19 protein-coding genes are annotated in these 20,850 nt (G+C 45.7%); 10 read left to right on the forward strand and 9 right to left on the reverse strand.

Annotated features, from left to right (window positions below):
* The first annotated feature begins 179 nt into the window (after positions 1-179).
* Complete coding sequence (locus tag HOL16_01640; GenBank protein MBT5389395.1) at positions 180-323, forward strand: helix-turn-helix transcriptional regulator; 144 nt, start codon at positions 180-182, stop codon at positions 321-323.
* A 492-nt stretch (positions 324-815) separates the two neighbouring features.
* Here the strand turns inward: HOL16_01640 and hemF are convergent, their stop codons facing one another.
* Entirely contained in the window at positions 816-1,679 is an 864-nt protein-coding gene (hemF, locus tag HOL16_01645; GenBank protein ID MBT5389396.1) for an oxygen-dependent coproporphyrinogen oxidase, read from the reverse strand.
* A complete protein-coding gene (locus tag HOL16_01650; GenBank protein MBT5389397.1) occupies positions 1,663-2,151 on the reverse strand; it encodes a tRNA (cytidine(34)-2'-O)-methyltransferase in 489 nt (162 codons plus the stop codon). The genes hemF and HOL16_01650 overlap by 17 nt, the downstream gene beginning before the upstream one ends.
* 44 nt (positions 2,152-2,195) lie before the next feature.
* Between HOL16_01650 and HOL16_01655 the strand changes: the two genes are divergently transcribed.
* Positions 2,196-3,287, forward strand: a complete 1,092-nt coding sequence (locus HOL16_01655) for a hypothetical protein (protein MBT5389398.1) — start codon at positions 2,196-2,198, stop codon at positions 3,285-3,287.
* A gap of 7 nt (positions 3,288-3,294) precedes the next feature.
* Here HOL16_01655 and HOL16_01660 read toward each other — a convergent pair whose 3' ends face one another.
* The 7 genes from HOL16_01660 to coxB form a co-directional block, all read right to left on the reverse strand.
* Complete coding sequence (locus HOL16_01660) at positions 3,295-4,086, reverse strand: cytochrome c oxidase subunit 3 (GenBank protein MBT5389399.1); 792 nt, start codon at positions 4,084-4,086, stop codon at positions 3,295-3,297.
* 36 nt (positions 4,087-4,122) lie between these two features.
* Positions 4,123-5,925, reverse strand: coding sequence for an ABC transporter substrate-binding protein (locus tag HOL16_01665; protein ID MBT5389400.1), 1,803 nt, complete (start codon positions 5,923-5,925; stop codon positions 4,123-4,125).
* A gap of 11 nt (positions 5,926-5,936) precedes the next feature.
* Positions 5,937-6,488: a cytochrome c oxidase assembly protein gene (locus HOL16_01670; GenBank protein MBT5389401.1), complete on the reverse strand. Its 552-nt coding sequence runs from the start codon at positions 6,486-6,488 to the stop codon at positions 5,937-5,939.
* 370 nt (positions 6,489-6,858) lie between these two features.
* A complete protein-coding gene (locus HOL16_01675) occupies positions 6,859-8,055 on the reverse strand; it encodes an MFS transporter (protein MBT5389402.1) in 1,197 nt (398 codons plus the stop codon).
* A 77-nt stretch (positions 8,056-8,132) separates the two neighbouring features.
* Positions 8,133-9,089 (reverse strand): protoheme IX farnesyltransferase, encoded by a 957-nt coding sequence (locus HOL16_01680; GenBank protein ID MBT5389403.1) that lies wholly within the window; start codon positions 9,087-9,089, stop codon positions 8,133-8,135.
* Positions 9,090-9,110: 21 nt separating this feature from the next.
* Positions 9,111-10,733 carry a cytochrome c oxidase subunit I gene (gene ctaD / locus HOL16_01685; protein ID MBT5389404.1) on the reverse strand — a complete coding sequence of 541 codons (1,623 nt, stop codon included), beginning with the start codon at positions 10,731-10,733 and terminating at the stop codon, positions 9,111-9,113.
* A complete protein-coding gene (coxB, locus tag HOL16_01690) occupies positions 10,714-11,517 on the reverse strand; it encodes a cytochrome c oxidase subunit II (protein ID MBT5389405.1) in 804 nt (267 codons plus the stop codon). Before coxB ends, ctaD begins: the two co-directional genes overlap by 20 nt.
* 193 nt (positions 11,518-11,710) lie before the next feature.
* Here coxB and tldD point away from each other — a divergent pair, with 193 nt between their 5' ends.
* Genes tldD through HOL16_01730 form a run of 8 tightly spaced genes read left to right on the forward strand, consistent with a single transcriptional unit; the run spans position 11,711 to position 20,849 of the window.
* A complete protein-coding gene (gene tldD, locus HOL16_01695) occupies positions 11,711-13,138 on the forward strand; it encodes a metalloprotease TldD (GenBank protein MBT5389406.1) in 1,428 nt (475 codons plus the stop codon).
* Positions 13,139-13,185: 47 nt separating this feature from the next.
* Entirely contained in the window at positions 13,186-14,694 is a 1,509-nt protein-coding gene (gene lysS, locus HOL16_01700) for a lysine--tRNA ligase (GenBank protein ID MBT5389407.1), read from the forward strand.
* Positions 14,695-14,696: 2 nt separating this feature from the next.
* On the forward strand, positions 14,697-16,364 hold the full coding sequence (locus HOL16_01705; protein ID MBT5389408.1) for a phospholipid carrier-dependent glycosyltransferase: 1,668 nt from the start codon (positions 14,697-14,699) through the stop codon (positions 16,362-16,364).
* Entirely contained in the window at positions 16,361-16,726 is a 366-nt protein-coding gene (locus tag HOL16_01710) for an EamA family transporter (GenBank protein ID MBT5389409.1), read from the forward strand. The genes HOL16_01705 and HOL16_01710 overlap by 4 nt, the downstream gene beginning before the upstream one ends.
* On the forward strand, positions 16,710-17,909 hold the full coding sequence (locus HOL16_01715; protein MBT5389410.1) for a DegT/DnrJ/EryC1/StrS family aminotransferase: 1,200 nt from the start codon (positions 16,710-16,712) through the stop codon (positions 17,907-17,909). The genes HOL16_01710 and HOL16_01715 overlap by 17 nt, the downstream gene beginning before the upstream one ends.
* Positions 17,909-18,844: a glycosyltransferase gene (locus HOL16_01720; GenBank protein ID MBT5389411.1), complete on the forward strand. Its 936-nt coding sequence runs from the start codon at positions 17,909-17,911 to the stop codon at positions 18,842-18,844. Before HOL16_01715 ends, HOL16_01720 begins: the two co-directional genes overlap by 1 nt.
* Positions 18,837-19,781, forward strand: a complete 945-nt coding sequence (locus HOL16_01725) for a formyltransferase (protein ID MBT5389412.1) — start codon at positions 18,837-18,839, stop codon at positions 19,779-19,781. The genes HOL16_01720 and HOL16_01725 overlap by 8 nt, the downstream gene beginning before the upstream one ends.
* 18 nt (positions 19,782-19,799) lie before the next feature.
* Positions 19,800-20,849, forward strand: a complete 1,050-nt coding sequence (locus HOL16_01730; protein ID MBT5389413.1) for a bifunctional UDP-4-keto-pentose/UDP-xylose synthase — start codon at positions 19,800-19,802, stop codon at positions 20,847-20,849.
* Position 20,850 lies beyond the last annotated feature (1 nt).

Consider the following 20,850-nt stretch of genomic DNA (forward strand, 5'->3'; position numbering starts at 1 on the left):
CCACTGTGTACATCCTTTCTAGCCTTTCCTTAAATGGAAAAAGACTATCTGAAGTTAATACTTTGGGTGGCTCACTTTTTCTCCGCCTTTTTACGACGGAGCCACCCTGCTCAGTGGCTCATTATTACTCCGCTATTTACAAGCACAGCTGTATGTTGTGTTTAAGCGTGGGAATGGCCATGAAAGAAACAGCCAGGCATATCAATATATCCCATCGGACGGTAGAAAGTTATTGTGAAAGCCTTAAAATGAAATTCGATTGTGCAACAAAATCTGAGCTCATAAGCCTGTTTTTGCAATATAATACAAAGCAGTTCGGTTAGGTGGATATTTCCAGGTAGGATGCAAGTCTTTTAAATCGCAATATATATATTATGGAAAATTGGAGCTGCTGGTCTTTCTTTTCCCTGCTAACTCGCTCTATGACTACCCGGCTTAAGGCCGGTTCGTCAGAGCTCCTAAGCTCCGGGAAGACGGATTTTGAGAGGTCGTTATAGGCTCCTCTTAGTCGTGGATCCCGCGCTCATAAGCAATTCTAAGGCGCGCCTCCGGCTTACCAAGAATTCCTAATGGCCGGGATGACGATTTTTGGCCGTGTGCCTTGGACTGAAGGATTCCAGAGTCTCCGTCTTCCCGGAGCCTAGGAACTCTAGATGAACCGGCGTCTTAAGCCGGAGAGGCGTAGAGTGAGTTGGCATCGCGGGATCCATACTTCACTGGATTCAGAAAATTGCCAAATCCCGTCGTAGCGGCCTGTCCGCCATAGCGAGCGAAGGCGGAAGCGAAGACGAATGAGCGGGTGCCTGCAGGACTTCCTAAGCTACCTTTACAGGCCATTCAACGACGGGTGGCAGGGACATGAGGATAGCCTCTGTATTTCCACCGGTTCTAAGACCGAAATCAGTGCCTCTGTCATACAGCAGATTGAATTCCACATAACGGCCACGACGATAGAGCTGATGTTGGCGATCTTCTGGTGTCCAGGATTCATTCATATGCCTTCTAGCTATTTGGGCATAGATGTCTAAAAATGTACGGCCCACATCTTGGGTAAAGGCAAAATCATTGTTCCAGCTGTCTGAATTGACATAATCGTAAAAGATACCGCCGATGCCTCTTGGCTCGTTCCTATGGGGCAAAAAGAAGTACTCATCGCACCATTTTTTGAACTTAGGGTAATAAGCATCATCATGGCGATCACAGGCACCCTTCAGGGCAGTGTGGAAGTCTTTTGCGGCTGCTTCATTAGGGAACATGGGGGTGAGATCGGTGCCGCCTCCAAACCATGACTTTTTCGTTATAATATGTCGGGTGTTCATATGTACAGCCGGCACATGGGGGTTTTGCATATGGGCCACGAGAGAGATTCCACTGGCCCAGAATTCTGGATTCTCTTCTGCTCCGGGGATTTCCTTGCGGAATTCCTCGGAAAACTCTCCAAAAACTGTCGAGACATTCACACCAACCTTTTCAAAGACACGGCCTGTCATGACTGCCATGGTGCCCCCTCCTCCACCATCACGTTCCCAGGTTTTGCGAACAAATTTTCCAGGTTCTTTTTCAGACAGCTGTCCTGTGAGCTCTTGTTCAATCTTTTCAAATTCAGTGCAAATACGCGTTTGAAGTTCAGTAAACCACTCTGAAGCCGTTCTTTTTTGGTTCTCAGTTGAATTGGACATATTTAACTCCTTTTGTTACTGGAAACAGTTTTGTCTGGCGTAGCGCTTCGCCAGTTACCATAGATGCAGCGATAGCTACGTTTAAAGAGCGCACACTATCTTGCATAGGAATATGGACACTTTCGGTGCAGGCTGTCCTGACGTCATTTGGCACACCAACGCTTTCTTGGCCCAATAAGAGAATATCATCGGAGCTGAACTGGAATTCGCTATAAGGATGGGTGCCGTCTACATCAACCAAAATAATGCGTTTGCCAACGGATGTGTTGGACGTTAGGAAGGCTTTCCAGGAAGTGTGTTCTTTAAAATCAACGTGATCGATATAGTCCATGCCGGCACGGCGCAGTCTGCGCTCACTGAATACAAAGCCGCAGGGCCCAATAATATCAACAGAAACGCCAAGACAGGCACCCATCCGAAGAAGTGTCCCGGTGTTTTGGGGAATTTCTGGTTGAAAAAGGGCGAGCCGCATTGGATAGTGAACTCCTGCGTTATGTGCTTACGAGAAACAATTAAATGAATATGACCGTCCTTGTCAACAAACTCCCTGGGGAAACGCGTGTTGCGCTTCTACAAGATGGCCAGGCCATTGCGTTTTACTCCTCCAAGGAAACAGCCTCGGGACCTCCCGTTGGAACCATCCTTTTGGGGAAAGTAATCCGTATTGCAAAAGAACTTTCTGCAGCCTTTGTAGATTTGGGACATGATACGTTGGGGTTTTTGCCCATAAAGAAGGCACATGTCCTAACAGAAGGTGCCTCAATCATGGTGCAAGTGAAAGTCCCGGCCATTCAAAAAGAAGGCAAAGGCCCTCGCCTGTCACAAGAAATTCGTCTCCTCTCCCCTCTTTTGATTCTGTTACCAAGGGAATCGAGCGTAAGTTTCTCCAAGCACTTTAGCGATATGGAGCAAAAAGAGGCGTTAAAGTCCCACTTTTCGGGCAAATGTGGCCTCATTTTTCGTCGGACTGCCCAAGGTGTCAGCCTAACTGACCTCCAAAAGTCCTACGACAACCTTGAAACCACGTGGCAAAGCCTAGAAAAGATTGCTGCAAATTCAAAGACTCCGAAAGTAATTTACAGCCCTCCTCCCATGCCCCTTCGTTTTTTTCAATACTATTCTGGGCCAAGCTTTAAGAGGGTTTTGGTTGATGATTCAGAAATCTTTAATGATTTAAAAAGGAACAATGTTTCTTTTGTTGAAATCTTCAAGCCAGAACGAGGGGACTCAAGCGACCTATTTGAAGCCTTTGATGTTGAAAAAGACTGGGAAAGCCTTTCTCACAACACAATTGAAATCCCAGGAGGTGGCTCTCTTATAATTGAAGAAACATCTGCTTTGACGGCCATTGATGTGAACAGTGATGGAGAACGAGACTTAGTTGCGTTTAATAAGTCTGCGGCCAAGGAAATTGCGCGCCAGCTACGGCTCCGAAATGTGTCTGGTCCGATTCTGATTGATTTTGCCGGTCAAAAGACGCCTGCCATGATCAAGAAAGTTATGGAAATCCTTAAGGGGGAAATTGCCTCTGATCCCATTTCAACGCACTTTTTTGGGCGCACACCACTGGGACTCGTAGAGATCGTAAGAGAGCGGAGGAGTTTCTAGGCGCTCCTTATCCGCCCCACCAATAGACGAAAACAAATAGGAAAAGCCAAATAATGTCCACAAAATGCCAATACCAGGCCGCGGCTTCAAAGCCCACATGGTGATTGGGCTTAAAATGACCCTTTCGGGCACGAAAGAAACAAACCGTCAGAAAGACAATACCAACGAAGACATGAAAGCCGTGGAACCCTGTGGCCATATAGAATAGCGTAGGATAGATACCGCCGGTGAACGCAAAAGGCGCGTGGGCATACTCAAAAATCTGAACACAGAGGAAAACAATCCCCAACAGAACGGTGAGTCCCGTACCGCGCACCATGTCTTTGCGATTGTTCTCCAACATGGCGTGGTGGGCCCAGGTGATGGTTGTACCGGATAGAAGTAGGAGAAGCGTATTCAGATAGGGGAGCCGAAATGGATTAAAGGGATCAATGCCTACAGGAGGCCAGACCCCGCCCGTGGCTTCTGTTGGGAAGAGGCTCGCATTGAAAAAGGCCCAGAAGAAAGAGGCAAAAAGCATGAGTTCGGAAATGATGAAAAAGACCATGCCATACCGAAGGCCAATGCGGACTGGATACGTATGCTTTTCATCTGTTTGTGCCTCATTGACGACGTCTCGCCACCACCCGATCATGGTGAAAACAAGAATCCCAAGCCCAATAAGTAGGGGGACGATTGTGATTTGATGCATAAAAAGCGCACCGCCTAGAGCAATGAATAAGGCCGCAATCGAACCCACAAATGGCCAGGGACTTGGGTCCACCATATGATAAGGATGGGGTTTCAGTTTTTCAGCCATTTGTGCGGTCGTTTCCATTGCTTTTTATAGCCTTCATCATTTCTTTTTCTTTGTGCCCTCCAACCACCAGGTGTGAGGATTGATGCCTACCACAGGGTCAAACTTAGGATGACCAAATTTGTCCCAGTATGCAACCCGGTCGATGTTGCTGTGGTAAAGAGGCACTACGTAATGATTTGCCAAAAGGATCCTGTCTAAGGCGCGGGTGGCGGCAACCAAATCGTCGCGTTTTTTTGCTGAAGCTATTTTTTCAACTAGGAAATCGACAACTTCTTCCCGAATTCCAGGATAGTTACGGCTGCCAGATTCATCTGCCGCTCTCGTGGTCCAATAATGACCCTGTTCGTTGCCTGGTGATAAAGATTCTCCCCACCAGTTCCAAATCATATCATAATCCCAATCAAGTCTCCTTTTCTCGTATTGGGCCGTATCAACAGTTCGGATATGTGTTTTTATACCAAGGCTATCGAGATTTCTCTTGTAGGCCATGGCCAATTTTTCATGTTCCGGAGAGTTCAAAAGAATCTCGAAATCGAAAGGTTTTTTAGTCTCCACATTGGTGAGCACTCCTTTTTGAAGGACCCAGCCGGCCTGTTTTAAGAGGCTAAGCGCTTTTCTGACGTTGTCTCGATTTTGTCCCGAGCCATCAGTGGTTGGTGGCGTGTATTTGTCTCCAAAAACAGCGGGATTTACTTTGTCTTTATAGGGATTGAGTAATGCCAATTCTAAGTCGCTTGGGCCATTACTAGAGGCGAGGTCCGAGTTTTCATAAAAGCTGGTTGTCCTTATGAATCCACCATCAAATATGTTTTTGTTGAGCCACTCAAAGTCAAAAACGAGACTTAAAGCTTCTCGCACCCTTTTATCCTCAAAAATAGGCTTGCGTGTGTTGAAAACAAAGCCACTGAGACCAACGGGGCGTTTATGCTCTATATCAATTTTTGCTATTTGTTTTTTTACAAAGTGCGGACCAATATACGCATTTCTCCAGCGTGTTAAGTCGGCTTCGCTACGAAAGTCATATTCTCCCGACTTAAAGGCCTCTAGAGCAACGTTTGCATCTCGATAGTAATCAATGCGAATCGTGTCAAAGTTGTATTGTCCTTTGCGAACAGGCACATCCTTTCCCCAATAGTTTTTGAGGCGTTCGTACACTATATAGCGTCCTGGCTCAAACTTTGCGATCTGATATGGCCCACTGGTAAGAGGAGCAGTGAGCGTTGGCTTATCAAACTCTTTGCCTTCCCAATCCTTTTTGGATTGAATGGGCATGTATCCCATCAAAAGTGGCATTTCAGGGTCTGGATTACCGTCCACTTTCTTAAATGTAAATTTAACAGATCTAGGGCCTGTTTGTTCAGCTTTGTCGACTTTTCCATAGAAAAGGCGCATATTGGGGATTCCTTTGTCTCTCTGAATCTCCCATGAAAAGAGAACATCTTCCACCGTAACAGGAGTCCCGTCCTCCCACTTAGCTTCAGGACGAAGGTTGAATTCTACCCAAGAACGATCTGGTGCCATTTCAACAGATTCGGCCAATAGGCCGTACATGGAAAAAGGCTCGTCAGGAGAACGTGATAAGAGAGATTCACGCGTTAGCAACAATCCCTCAGGTGCGACACCTTGAATGGTCCGAGTTAACGTATCAAAACTACCAATGGCGGCCAGTTTTAGCTCCCCTCCTTTAGGCGCCTCTGGATTCACATGCTCAAAATGCGTAAAATTGGCGGGGTATTTCATATCTCCATGCATGGAAATGCCGTGCTGTGGCTTAGCCCATGAGCTAGTGGCTGTGAGAAGCTCTAATATGAAACTAGCCAGGATTAATTTCTTCTTCATAGTGCCTTCTCCTATCTTAATCTGAAAAATGTATACGATAGCGTTATAGATTTAACGTCCTTCATTTTTGGGTCATTCTCAATCTCGGGGTCGATGAAAAACAAGACGGGCATGTCCACCTCTTGATGGGCTTCCAATTTTTGTTCGATAAAGCAAAAGCATTCCACTTTGTTAAAGTAGACACCGGCCTTGTCAGGCGTAACATTGTAGGTGGACATTCCATAAATTGCCTTATCCGTCTTGTTTTTTGCCCGGTACAGGGCAAATCCTTGTTCTCCAGCTCGAACGGTTACTTCCTTTTGTAAGGGCTTAAACTCCCAAGGAAGATCCCGATTTACATCCGCATTAAAGCGAACGGTTACTAAACGATTTGTTATCACATCTGGAAGGGTTGGGGCAACCTGTGTGGTACCGCCATACCCAGTTTTTTGACAAAAAATGCGATAAAGAGGGACGGAAGCATAAGCCATACCTAGCATTCCCACGGCTAAGACACCCAAAATAATCCCCGTATGCTTTTTCTTTTTTTGGGACATGGGTAGGTCGCTATCCCCCTGCCCCATTAATGCGTACGATGGTCACAAAGAAAAACAAAACCACTAATGCGAGCAATAAGATCAGCATAAGTCGATTCTTCGGTCTTTGTTTTTCCCTAAAATCGGGAGCATTGAGGGACATTTGAGTGGCTCACATTCACATTACCAATCCATAGTTGGCACAAAAACCTCTCAAGTGTAAAGAGCTTTGCGTATTCTTTATGTTCTAAGTTTTTATCCAATTAAGTGTCTAGTTATTTTTGGCTGGTCATATGCTAAAATTCTAAATAGATAAAAGAATGAAAGGCCCTGGAATAGAGTTCAGGCTTTGACGCCAGTTGCACTCGTGATTAAGTCTGCTCGTTCAAGCAAAAGTTTTTAGCATCCTTACGGCTGCTTACACCGCCTTATATTTCTTTAATTTGTAAAGGCAAGTCCCACTCAAGACCATAACCACCACGGAAACGAGTATGAATGAGAAATGAATACTTTCTAGGTCGGCTAGCCACCCAATTATGGGGGCAAAGATGGTAAAGATAAGTCTGGTTATAAGATTATCAATGCTGATAATACTGGCACGCATCTGGGAACTGGTTTCTCGGTTTAAAAGAGCATAGACAAGAGGTGTTTTAAGGCCACGTGCTCCTTGAATGCTTATGGCAAAAAGAACCATGAAGATGGTATCCATGGTTCCAAAGAGAATCAAGGAAATCCCAATACTTAGAGGGATTATGAGAAAAACTGAGAACAGTCCCATTCTTTTTTCCACAAGCCAGGCTTTTTGGGCTGTAAGAGCCGCGGCTAAGTTAAGAATGGCCCATAAAATGCCAAACCAAAAAATAGAGAGGCCAATATGCTTAAAGTAAGGCTGAAAAAGCCAGATGGATATCAGTGTTGCAAACCCAACGATACCTGAATAGAGCAGCGTCCATTTGACGATTTTATTTTGCTGAAAGGCAAAGTCCAAAATTGCCTTAATATCAGATTCGATCCTGTCAAATAGTTTCAGTTTAGATGAGGAAAGGGCCATAGATTGGCTTTTTTTCGTATCTTTTAGGGACATGGTAAGGGGAAATAAGCCTAGAACCACCACAAAATAAGCAACGAAAGGGACCCAGAGATTCATATAAGCCAGGAAGCCCCCAATGACTGCAGTGACTGCTTCTGCCACGCGGCCGTACATTTGGACCATACCTTCTTGCGCTGTGTAAGTCTTCTTTTCACCTGCGTCATCCAAAGTTTCGTAGAGAATGGCAGCTTCACTACCAGAGAATAGGCTGACGGAAATACCCCATAAGACTTCGGCGATGGCAAAAGAAGCAAATTTATGGCAGAAAGCATATAGAGTGGCACCGGCTATATTTATAATGCTTCCAACAACGAGACACCATTTCCAACCAAATCGATCTCCCAGGTAGCCTCCAGGGAGTTCCCCTAGAACAAGGGTCAGGGAAAAAATGGCTTGTAGGGTGAAAACATGAAAGTATCCAAAGCCAAGATCCTGGATGAATAGAACAAACACCGGCATCCAAAAGAATGAAAAACGTATGGCTTGAATCCAGCGAAGCTTCCACACATTAGATAGGATATCCATCGGCGCTTAACTCCTTTTTATTATTATCGTTCCACTATACCTTAGAGCATCGTGCAAGAAAAGCCCCCCCCCCTCCCTTAGCCCAGGAATCGATCCACCACCATCAGGCCAAACAAGATAAATAAGTACGCGATGGAATAAAGGAATAGAGTCTTAGCGGCTTTCTTTTCTGTGGCACGCAAAAGCTTCCAGGCATACAGAATAAATCCAAAACCAAGGACGCTGGCGCCTATCCCGTACAGGAGGCCCTGAGCACTCGTGAGTAACGGCAACAGGGAACCCGCGACGAGCAGCCAAGTGTAGACAAAGATTTGTTTCTTGGTAGCCGCCTCCCCATGGGTATTGGGCATCATGGGAATCCCAGCCTTTTTGTAATCTTCTTTGCATAGGAGCGCCAAACTCCAGAAATGTGGAGGGGTCCAGAGGAAAATGATCAGGAACAGAAAAAATGGTTCCCAGGCCATGGGGGTTGCAATGGCAGCCCAGCCAATGACAGGTGGAAAGGCGCCGGCTGCGCCCCCGATAACAATGTTTTGGGGCGTGCTGTGTTTGAGAAAATGGGTGTAGACGAAAATGTAAAAGCAAATGGTTGCGGCCAGGAGCCCGGCTGCAGTCCAATTGACAGTGAGCCCTAGAACAAAAATGGCGCCTGCGGCCAAAAAAGCACCAAAAGAAAGGGCTTCATCTGGGTCGATGCGGCCGCTTGGTATTGGCCGTGCCTTGGTCCGTTCCATGAGAGCGTCGGTTTTGTGTTCATACCACATGTTAAGAGCCCCACTGGCGCCGGCGCCAACGGCAATGCACAAGAGTGTCGTAAAACCCAAGAAGGGATGGATTGTTCCTGGCGCCAAGTATAGACCCACAAATCCTGTAAAGATAACCAGAGACATGACTCGGGGCTTCAGCAACATCCAGTAGTCTTTGACTGTGGAAGAAATTGGGGGTATGGAAACTGATGCTGTGGAAATGGCTGATGCGGAAATTGCCGTTGTAGAAACCGGTGTTGATGTGAGGGAGGATATTCTTGTTGTCATGGGCTGGCTATTTCACGCTATCTATTTTACAATCGGGAGCTTCTCGTAGGTATGGAACGGTGGGGGAGAACTGACGTGCCACTCCATTGTTGTGGCCCCCTCTCCCCATTGATTGGCAGGACATTTTCGTTTGCGAATAAACATATCTATGAGGATGTAAAAGAAAAGCAAACTAGAAAGACCCGTTAATGCAGCACCCACGGATGAAATATAATTCCATCCTGCAAAGGCATCCGGATAGTCTGGGACTCTTCGAGGCATGCCAGCCAGCCCCATGAAATGCATGGGAAAGAAGATGATATTCACACCGACAAAGGTCATCCAGAAGTGGAGTTTCCCTAGGGGCTCTGAGTACTGGTAGCCATACATCTTGCCGATCCAGTAATAAAAGCCGGCAAAGAGACCAAATAAGGCCCCCATGGAGAGAACATAGTGGAAGTGTCCCACCACGTAATAAGTATCATGTAACAGCATGTTGACGCCTGCATTGGCGAGCACCACGCCCGTCAGCCCTCCGATGGTGAATAAAAAGATAAAACCGAAGGCAAAAAGCATGGGTGTTTTAATATCTAAACTCCCTCCCCACATGGTGGCAATCCAGCTGAAAACTTTGATCCCTGTGGGAATTGCGATGATTAAGGTGGCTGCCATAAAGTAGGCATAGGTGTCCACATCTAATCCCACGGTAAACATGTGATGGGCCCAGACGGCAAAGCCAACGGCGCCAATGGACACCATGGCATAGACCATGCCTAGGTAGCCAAAGACGGGCTTTTTAGAGAAGGTTGAGACCACTTGGCTGATGACGCCAAAGGCCGGCAGGATAATGATATAGACTTCCGGATGGCCAAAGAACCAGAACAAATGTTGGAAAAGGACAGGATCCCCTCCTCCTGCTGGATCAAAGAAAACAGTGCCAAAATTGCGGTCCGTCAAAAGCATGGTAATAGCACCGGCCAAGACAGGAATGGCCAGGAGCAACAGAAAAGCCGTCACCAGAATGGACCACACAAACAAGGGCATCTTGTGCAGAGTCATGCCAGGGCAGCGCATGTTAAAGATCGTTGTGATAAAGTTTATGGCCCCCAATAAGGATGAGGCTCCGGCAAGGTGGAGGCTCAGCAACATAAAGTCGACGGCAATATCTCCTTGGCCAAATCCCATGCTGCTCAATGGGGGATAAAAGGTCCAGCCCGTCCCGGCGCCGACGCCAGAGAAAAAGGCTAGTATCATTAATATCAATGACGGCACTAACAGCCAGAAGCTAATATTGTTGAGGCGTGGGAAGGCCATATCTGGTGCCCCGATCATAAGGGGCACAAACCAATTCCCAAAGGCTCCTATTAAGGCGGGCATGACCATAAAGAAAATCATCAGGAGGCCATGGAGGGTGAGTATCACGTTGTATAGTTGATGGTTGTCTCCCAGAAGATGGCTTCCTGGGACGGCCAACTGATATCGGATGACCATGGAAAGGACGCCTCCAAGAAGCCCTCCTACAATGGCATAGATAAAGTACAGAGTTCCAATATCTTTGTGGTTGGTGGACAGCAACCAGCGTTTCCACCCTTTGGGTCTGTGCCCATGCTCTTGTTCTAACTCTTGCTTTGAAATGGCAACGATTTCAGCTTGGCCACTTTGCATTCTCGATCCTCGTTATTTTAAAGTCGTTGGGAGACATGAGCATATTTGGAACAACAAGACTAGTGAGTTTTGTTTTAGACTCTAAGACCCAAGTTTGAAAGGCTCCTTTTGAAACGGCTCTTACCTCGATTGGCATGAATCCGTGACCAGGGCCGCAAAGTTCTGAACATTGGCCATAATAGGTTCCTTCTTTTTCAATGCGGACCCATATTTCATTCAGGCGTCCCGGAACACTGTCCTTTTTTATGCCCAGGGAGGGAACAGCCCAACTGTGAATCACATCTGTGGAGGTTGTGATTAACCGTATTGTTGTTCCTACGGGTACGACCATGGGATTATCAACAGACAGCAAGCGAAATTGATTTTCTTTAATCTCTTCGTCAGGAATCATATAGCTATCATAAGAAATATTATCGTGATCGGGGTATTCGTAGCTCCAGTACCATTGATGGGCCACAATTTTGACGGTCATTTCTGACTCAGGAACCACATCCATAAAATAGAGCAGTTTGAAAGAAGGGATTAAAATGGCCATCACGATGACGGTTGGGATTGCTGTCCAGATCACTTCTAAAAGCGTATTGTGGGATGTTTTGGAGGGGGTGCTATTTCTTTTTTTCCGGAATCGGATAAGGACCGTTGCCAGCAGGACGCTTACAACAATAGCGATGGCGCCTGTTACCATTAATAGAAAATCGTGAAACTCAGCAACTCTTTGCATAACAGGGCTTTCAGCCTGCTGGAATCCCAGTTGCCAGGCTTTTGGAAAGGCTGCATGGCACATATTGAGGGGAACAAAAATGAGGGCAAAAACTGTGCCTGTTAACCAAAAGTTACGAAAACATTGCCTCATTCTGGGTCCTATAAAAGATTTTCGTTTCAGACTTGCTTCAAAATTGTTATCAATATCTGATACATACACTATGGAAAGTGTCTTTAGAAGACACATTAATTTTAAATATTAAGGAAAGCTGACCATGACTTCGGCCGCACAGGAGATATTCTTTGGAAAGGGAGCGCTTAACCGTAAGCACATCGAGGCCATTGTGGAGGAAACTCTCCAGTATGCGGACGATGGCGAGCTTTTTCTAGAGTATGCCCAGTCAGAAGGACTTTCCTTCGATGATGGTTGTATCCGCAATGCTAGCTTTGATACGACCCAGGGGTTTGGACTTAGGGCAGTCATTGGGGAAACAACCGGGTTTGCCCATGCTTCTGATTTGTCAGAAGATGCCATCAAACGGGCCTCTCAAACGGTCCTGTCGGCGTTAAAAGGCAAAAAGGGAAAGATTTCCCAGATTCCGATCCATACTGGTCAAAAATTATATTCCCATGAAAGCCCTCTGGATTCAAAAAGTTTTCAGGAAAAAGTAGATCTTTTGACAAGTATCGATGGGTATTTGAGGAAAAAGGATTCACGGGTAGTCCAGGTATCTGCCTCATTGAATGGCGAATGGCAAGCCATAAGCATTCTGCGCCATGGCGGTACTTGTTCTGATGATCATAGGCCTCTCATTCGTCTTACCATTCGTGTGATTGTCAGTGATGGGAAGCGCATGGAAGCCGGGACAGATAGTATCGGTGGAAGGTACGACTATCTTTCTGTCTTTATAACTGAAAACTGGCAAGCCAATGCGGATGAAGCGTTGCGACAAGCTCTTGTGAATTTAGAGGCTATTCCGGCACCAGCAGGAGAAATGCCCGTGGTTCTGGGGGCTGGTTGGCCTGGGGTTTTGCTTCACGAGGCCGTTGGCCATGGACTGGAAGGCGATTTTAACCGAAAGAAATCCTCTGTTTTTTCTGAACTGATGGGAAAACGTGTTGCGGCCAAAGGCGTGACTGTTATTGATGATGGCACCATTCAGGATCGTCGTGGCTCTTTGAGTATTGATGATGAAGGAACACCTACCCAACGCAATGTTCTGATCGAAGATGGGATTCTGAAAAAATATATGACCGATCGACTCAATGCGCGTCTGATGGGCGGAACTTCCAGCGGAAATGGCCGTCGAGAAAGCTATGCTTCCACGCCTTTGCCAAGGATGACCAATACATTTATGCTGCCAGGAGATCACACGAAGGAAGAAATCATTAAGTCGGTGAAAAAGGGCCTTTATGCCGTCAACTTTGGGGGCGGTCAGGTGGATATTACCAATGGAAAGTTTGTTTTTTCGGCTTCAGAAGCCTATTTGATCGAAGATGGAAAGATAACTAAGCCTGTCAAAGGAGCGACTTTGGTGGGAAGTGGTGCAGAGGTGCTTAAAAAGATAAGTATGATCGGAAATGATTTAGCCCTTGATCCTGGCGTTGGGACGTGCTCAAAAGATGGCCAGGGTGTTCCCGTTGGTGTTGGACAGCCAACCCTCCTTGTGGATTGTTTAACTGTTGGTGGAACCTCGGCCTAGTAGGCCCAAGTTTATACGTAAATTTAATAGATGAAGAGATCAAATAGATGACTGTTTCTTCCCCAATTCCTGCAGATATTTCCCAAGAGGAAAATGAGTTTCGCAATGCCCGTTTGGCAAAGCTGAAGGCTCTAGTGGACAAGGGAATAACCCCCTACCCTTACAAATTTAATTGCAGTCACAAAACGGCAGAGCTTCAGACAAAGTATGAAAAACTTGCTGTGGGTGAAGAAACGAAGGATGAAGTTTCTCTTGCTGGACGTATTATGGCCTGCCGAAATAGTGGGATGTTTATTGATCTTCGGGACGATACTGGCAAGATTCAAATTTTTAGCCATAAGGATTATTTGAACGAAGGGGATCAAGAACTCTTAAAGTTATTGGATGTGGGTGATTTTATTGGGGTTAAAGGATTGATCCGTCGGACGCCTCGTGGTGAGTTGACCATTAACAGTTCACAGATCGAAATTCTCAGCAAGGCTCTCTTGCCTCTTCCGGAAAAATACCACGGTCTTACGGACCAGGAAGTCCGCTATCGCCAGCGCTATTTGGATCTCATTATGAATGAAGAAAGCCGTGAAACACTTCGGAATCGCTCTCGAATTGTTTCTGAGATTCGAGCATGCCTTATTGAAAAGGGTTTCCTAGAAGTTGAAACTCCCATGCTGCAGCGTATTCCTGGCGGTGCGACGGCAAAGCCGTTTGTGACCCATCATAATGCCTTGGGCATGGATCTCTTTCTGAGAATTGCCCCCGAGTTATATTTGAAACGCTTGGTTGTCGGCGGTCTTTCGGAAAAAGTTTTTGAGATCAATCGCTCCTTTAGGAATGAGGGCATCTCAACCCGCCACAATCCAGAGTTTACCATGTTGGAGTTGTACCAAGCGTATGCCGATTACAATGACATGATGGATCTAACCGAAGAAATTTTTGGCCGATTGGTCGAAACACTTTACGGCAAAACGGCTGTGACTTTTGGAGAGCACACCATTGACTTTAAAGGCCCTTGGCAACGTAAATCCATGTGTCAGCTGGTCTGTGATGAGACTAAAGTGGACTTTTTGACCATTGAATCTGACCAGGAAGCACAGGATATGGCTAAGAAACTGGGCGTTTCTGTGGACAAAAAGGATAGCTGGGGCAAGGTTGTCGAGGCCGTTTTTGCAGAAAAGGTGGAGCCAAACTTAATCCAACCAACTCATGTGACTGATTTTCCATTGGATATATCCCCCTTGGCCAAAGTCCATAGAGACAATCCTCGTTTAACGGAGCGCTTCGAGACATTTATCAATGCTTGGGAAGTGGCCAATGCTTTTTCTGAGCTCACAGATCCCATCGATCAGCGCAAGCGTTTTGAGGCCCAAGTACGTGAAAGGGAATCAGGGGACGAAGAAGCACAGCATTTGGACCAAGATTATCTGACGGCTATGGAATATGGCATGCCTCCCATGGGGGGCCTTGGCATTGGTATTGATCGGTTGACCATGCTGTTGACTAACTCGCCCAGCATTCGCGATGTTATAGCCTTTCCAACAATGCGTCCCAAAAAGGACTAGGAATGGGTCAAGACTCATACCGTTCCTATATCTTTGACCTTTTCTTTCTGAGTTTAGGCTTAAGCCTCCTCTTTGGCTTTATGTTGGGCGAGCGTCCCTTAGCGGTGCCTGATGAGGGACGCTATATGGAAATTCCCAGGGAAATGCTGGCCTCGTGGGACTTTATCACCCCTCGCTTGAATGGGGTGAAATATTTTGAGAAGCCTCCCCTCTTCTATTGGTTGCAAACCATTCCAATCAAGTTATTTGGTATCAGTGAGTGGGCTGGTCGCCTTTGCCCAATGATTCTAGGGATCATAGGATCTTTGATGGTATACGGGGCCGGCCGTTCTCTCTTTGATCGAAAGACGGGGCTTTACGCCGCGATCATTTTGGCCACCAGCACTTTGTATTACGTCTTTACCCGTCTCATTACACTGGATATGGCCGTAAGTGTCTTTGTGACGGGAGCACTTTTATCGTTCCTCTTGGCACAAAAATCATCTCCAGGGCCCAAACGCCGATGGCTGATGTATGCTTGCTCTCTTAGCTTTGCTCTCGGTTTTTTAACCAAAGGTGCCATGTCCATTGCCATTCCTGGCGGCGTTATGTTTCTGTGGGTGCTTATTTTTAACCGATGGTCAAAATTGCTGCCGTTGTACCTTCCCACAAGCTTGGTCCTGTTTCTTACCATTGCCACACCCTGGCATGTTCTTGTTGCTTTAAAAAATCCAGAATTCCTTTGGTTCTATTTTGTGAATGAACATGTGTTGAGATATTTGACAACAACCCACAATCGCTATGGGCCCATTTGGTATTTTATTCCCGTGATTCTGTTGGGGTTGCTTCCATGGACAGCCTTTTTGCCTCAAGCCATCAAGGATCTTGTGAGAAAATATCGTCAAGATAAACAAGCTTGGGAAGTTTTATCATATTTGTTCTTGTGGGCAGGACTTATCTTTGTCTTTTTTTCCATCTCCAGTTCAAAGCTTGTTCCCTATATTCTTCCCCTATTCCCAGCGCTGGCCTTAATAATGGGACGTTTTTTTGCGAGCATTCCTGGCACAGCCTTACAACCCATAAAGAAAAGTCTATGGGGATATTTAGGGCTTAATTTGTTTCTTGCCGGGGTTTTGTCATTTGTTCTCTTTGGAACAGACTTAGCTGAACCGGAACATTGGACGTACGCTTGCTTTGTCATCGGTGTGTGGATCCTCAGTGCATTAGTTGTGCCACTGCTTGGCAGGCTGAGAGGCGTGCGCGGTGTTTTTGAAGGCATGGTTGGAACGGCTGTTTGCTTTTTTATGATTGCAAGTGTTGCGGCGCCAACACTGCAAAAGCGTTCCATTAAACCCATTGCAGAGCAAATTAAGCAAAACTTTCCGCCCCATACGATTGTGGCTAATTACCATACCTATAACCAAGATCTTCCTGTATATCTCGATCGGACCATCAAGGTTGTGGGCTGGACGGGTGAGCTTCAATTTGGCATGGAGCAGGAAGACACATCGGATTGGATGTGGGATGAGGTGACTTTTTGGGAAAACTGGGCTAAAGAAGAAACAATGTGTATGGTAACCAATAAAGGTTACTACGAACAGATTAAGGAAAATCCCAATATTCATTTTTTACTTGTCACAGAGAATCAAGGTGATTATCTAGTCTGTAATCGCAAAAAGGATGCGCAATGAATTATCTGCCGCTGATACTATCTGGGGTATTCTTAAATGCCTTGGCCCAATTGCTTTTAAAGCAAGGAATGCTCAGGATTGGGCATTTTGAGTTTGTTGCAGTAAACATACTTCCAGTAGGGATCAAAGTTGCAAAGAGCCCGTTTATTGTTGGGGGAATTGCCTGCTACGTGTTAAGCGTTGTTATCTGGATCTTGGCACTGGCGCGTGTCGAAGTAAGCTATGCCTATCCCTTGCTGAGTGTAGGTTATATATTCACGGCTATTGCGGCTTATTACTTTTTGGGGGAGAATCTCTCTTGGATTCGAGTTTTTGGCATATTTACAATTATGTTGGGGGTTTATTGTGTCGCACGCACCTAAGAAAGTCCTAAAATCACCTTTAGAGGAACAGGATTTTCTTCCTTTTTCACGGCCGACAATCGATGAAGGGGCCATAGAGGAAGTTGTATCGTGCCTTCGATCGGGATGGATTACCACCGGACCACGGGTGCAGCAGTTTGAATCGGATCTTATGGCCTATGTAAAAGCGCCCCATGCCATTGCTGTTTCTTCGGGAACAGGAGCACTTTATATGGTTCTTAAGGCTCTGGGCCTTTCTGAAGGGGATGAAGTTATCACGACACCCTTCACCTTTATTGCAACCTTAAATGCCATTGAACTAGCGGGTGCTAAACCCGTACTGGTAGACATTGATCCCAAGACGTATAACTTGGATCTGCAACAGGTTGAAAAGGCAATTACGGATAAAACGCGTGTTATTTTGCCCGTTCACTTTGCCGGCCTTCCCGTGGATTTAGATCCTCTCTATGCTCTGGCGAATAAGAAAAACCTAGTTGTTCTAGAAGACGCGGCCCATGCCATCGGGACCCAATATAAGGGACGTCCTATCGGCAGCTTTGGTCATGTGCAAATCTTTAGTTTTCACCCCAATAAAACCATGACTACTGGTGAAGGGGGAGCCATTACTTTCCACGATGAAGTCCATAAGAAGACCATGGTGGGACAAAAGTTCCACGGGATCATGCAGGATGCTTGGGATCGCTTTACCAAGAAAGGCTCTCAGGCCTACGATGTGGCCTTTCCTGCCTTCAAGTTTAATATGATGGATATTCAGGCAGCCATTGGTATTCATCAGTTAAAGTCTTTGGACAGCTTTATCGAAAAGCGAACTAAACTGGCTCATGCTTATTTGGAAGCCATGGGGAATTGGGAAGAGTTTACCTTTACGCAAAAGCCAGCATTTGATTGTAAACACTCTTGGCATCTTTTTGCGCCACTCATCAATCCTGAAAAAGCTGGGATGGATCGTGATACTTTTATGGCAAAAATGAAAGAGCATAATATTGGGACAGGGCTCCATTACCAGCCAGCGCACTTGTTTTCCTATTACAAAAATAAGTACGGTTATAAGTGCGGAAGTTTTCCACAGACGGAAGATGTAGCGTCACGTATTGTAAGCCTTCCCCTATTTCCACTAATAACATCTGATGATCAAAAGCGTGTGGTCTCAACCATTGCAAAAATCTTTGGAAAGAAAGCCTAATGACATATTTATCCGTTGTTATCCCCGTTTATAATGAAGAAGAAAACCTGGAGAGTCTCTTTAAAAGGCTCACGGAGACCCTCGACAAACTAAAGAAACCATTCGAAATCATTTTTACCAATGATGGTAGCAAGGATCGTTCGGTGGAGATGTTGGTTGAGTTCCATAAAAAACGTCCTGAAAACGTCCGTGTTATAGACTTTAACGGAAACTTCGGACAACACATGGCCATTATTGCTGCCTTTGAGCGGGTCCGTGGAGAAGTCGTTGTTACCCTCGATGCAGATTTACAAAACCCACCTGAAGAGATTCCTAAGCTTTTGAAAGTAATTGACCAAGGCCACGACTATGTGGGCGGCTATCGAGATAGTCGTAAGGATAACTTTTTCCGAACTTGGGCCTCTAAGCTGGTCAACTTTGTGCGCGCCAGGATCACCGATATTAAGATGACAGATCAGGGCTGTATGTTACGGGCCTATCGTCGCCCTGTTGTTGATGAAATCGTCAAATCAGGAGAGACGTCCACATTTATTCCGGCACTTGCCTATAAGTTTTCTGGAAACCCCAGTGAAGTAGAAGTGGTCCATGCCGAGCGAGAAGCGGGTGAATCAAAATATAATCTGTATAAATTGGCACGCCTTAATTTTGATCTCATTACCGGATTTTCTCTAGTTCCTTTGCAGGTATTTACGCTGTTTGGACTTGTGACGGGCGCGTTTAGCTTTCTATTGGTGCTTTATATGTTAATCCGTCGGGTTATGGTTGGGCCCGAAGCAGAAGGGCTCTTTACCCTGTTTGCGATCCTTTATTTCCTCGTGAGTGTGGGAATTGTGGGAATAGGCATTATTGGTGAGTATGTGGGGCGTATTTTTAAAGCTGTTTCCTATCGTCCAAGATTCTTAATTAAAGAGGTCTATGAAAAAACGGATGTCTAAGCCGAGAATTCTTCTGTTTTCCTATAGCGACTTGGGTTATCGGGCCATCGAATTCCTCCATAGTCGTGGCCATAATGTGGTTGGGTTATTTACCCACGAAAACAATCCAGCCGAATTTCCATGGTATCGAACACCTGATACTTTTGCCCGTGAACATGGCATCCCAGTTTATACTCCGGGAAAGTTAAATACTGAGGAATGGATTGAAAAAGTTAGAGCAATAAAGCCTGATTTGATTTTTTCAATATATTACAGAAATATGATCCCCACGAAGATTTTAGATATTCCCTCCCTTGGATCTTACAATATGCATGGATCTTATTTGCCCCAAATTCGTGGATGTGCTCCTACAAATTGGGCGTTAGCTATTGGAGCAACAGAAACTGGTGCAACGCTGCATCATATGACGGCTGGGGCAGATGCAGGCGATATTGTGGATCAGGAAAAAGTCTTGATTGATCCAGAGGAAAATGGGAAAGAACTTTTCTTTAAAGTCTCTGATGCGGCCATGAAAGTTCTCGATCGACAAATTGATAAACTTTGTGCGGGCACAGCGCCTCGCACTAAGCAAGATGAATCTCAGGCGACTTATTATGGACGTCGCAAGCCAGAAGATGGTCAGATTAATTGGTCAAAGACGGCTGTGGAGGCCTTTAATCTTGTACGTGCTGTAGCGTACCCTTATCCGGGTGCTTTTACAGACATTGAGGGAAAAAGATTGATGATTTGGTGGGGTAAGCCTAAAGAGGGTGGAAGTTCTAACTCTTTGATCCCAGGACAGATTGCATCTTTGTCTCCTCTCACCATTGCAACTTCAGAAGGTGTTTTGGAAATAAATTCGTCTTCTTGGGTTGATCCAACGGACACAAGCCACTATGTTGATCCACCAGTGCTCAAGATTGGGCAAATTATTGAGCAGATAGGCCATGCGGCGTAAAATTTAGGGGAATAATTGATGAGCCTTAATGTATTAATTCTTGGCGTTAACGGTTTCATAGGAAACAGCTTAACAGAGCAGATTTTAAAGAAAACATCCTGGAATGTTTATGGGATGGATATGGCTGCCGATAAGCTTGGGAACTCCATTAATAATGAGCGCTTCCATTTTGTTGAAGGGGACATTACCATCAACAAGGAATGGATTGAATATCACATCAAAAAGTGTGATGTAATTCTGCCGCTCGTGGCGATCGCGACACCTGCCCTTTATGTTAAAGAGCCTCTCCGGGTTTTTGAGTTGGACTTTGAGGCCAATCTGGAAATTATCCGCAAGTGCGTTCAGTATAAAAAGCGGGTTATTTTCCCCTCGACTTCTGAAGTATATGGTATGTCAGCAGATGCTGAGTTTGATGAAGAAACCAGCAATTGCGTGCTTGGTCCCATCAATAAGCAACGCTGGATTTACTCTTGTTCTAAACAGCTCCTGGACCGCGTTATTTATGCGTACGGTTTTGAGCAGGGCCTAGATTATACCTTGATCCGTCCCTTCAATTGGATTGGGCCTAAGTTGGATAATATTTATGAGCCTAAAGAAGGAAGCTCCCGTGTGTTGACTCAGTTTATCAGCAATGTTCTTCATGGGAAGGATATCAAACTGGTGGACGGTGGGACACAGCGTCGTTCCTTCACGTATATTGACGATGGGATTGATGCCCTATTGAAAATTATAGAAAACAAAGATGGATGTGCTTCCCAAAAGATTTTCAATTTGGGGAATCCTAAGAACGATATGTCCATTGCAGAACTTGCCCAGATGACAGTGGATTTGATCAAAGAGTTTCCTAAGTATCGTGAGAAAGCCGAGAAAGTGTCAATTGTCCCCATTAGCTCTGGAGAGTACTACGGAAAACATTATCAAGATATTATGACACGTGTTCCCTCCATTGAGATGGCTGAAAAGCATTTGGGTTGGACTCCAACGGTGGATCTTGAGACAGCATTGCGCAAGACACTGACCTATCATCTGAGCCACCCAGGTGAAGAACTGGAACAGGAAGCCGCCTAGA

It is taken from the genome of Alphaproteobacteria bacterium, from assembly GCA_018662925.1.
Taxonomy (GTDB): Bacteria; Pseudomonadota; Alphaproteobacteria; order 16-39-46; family JABJFC01; genus JABJFC01.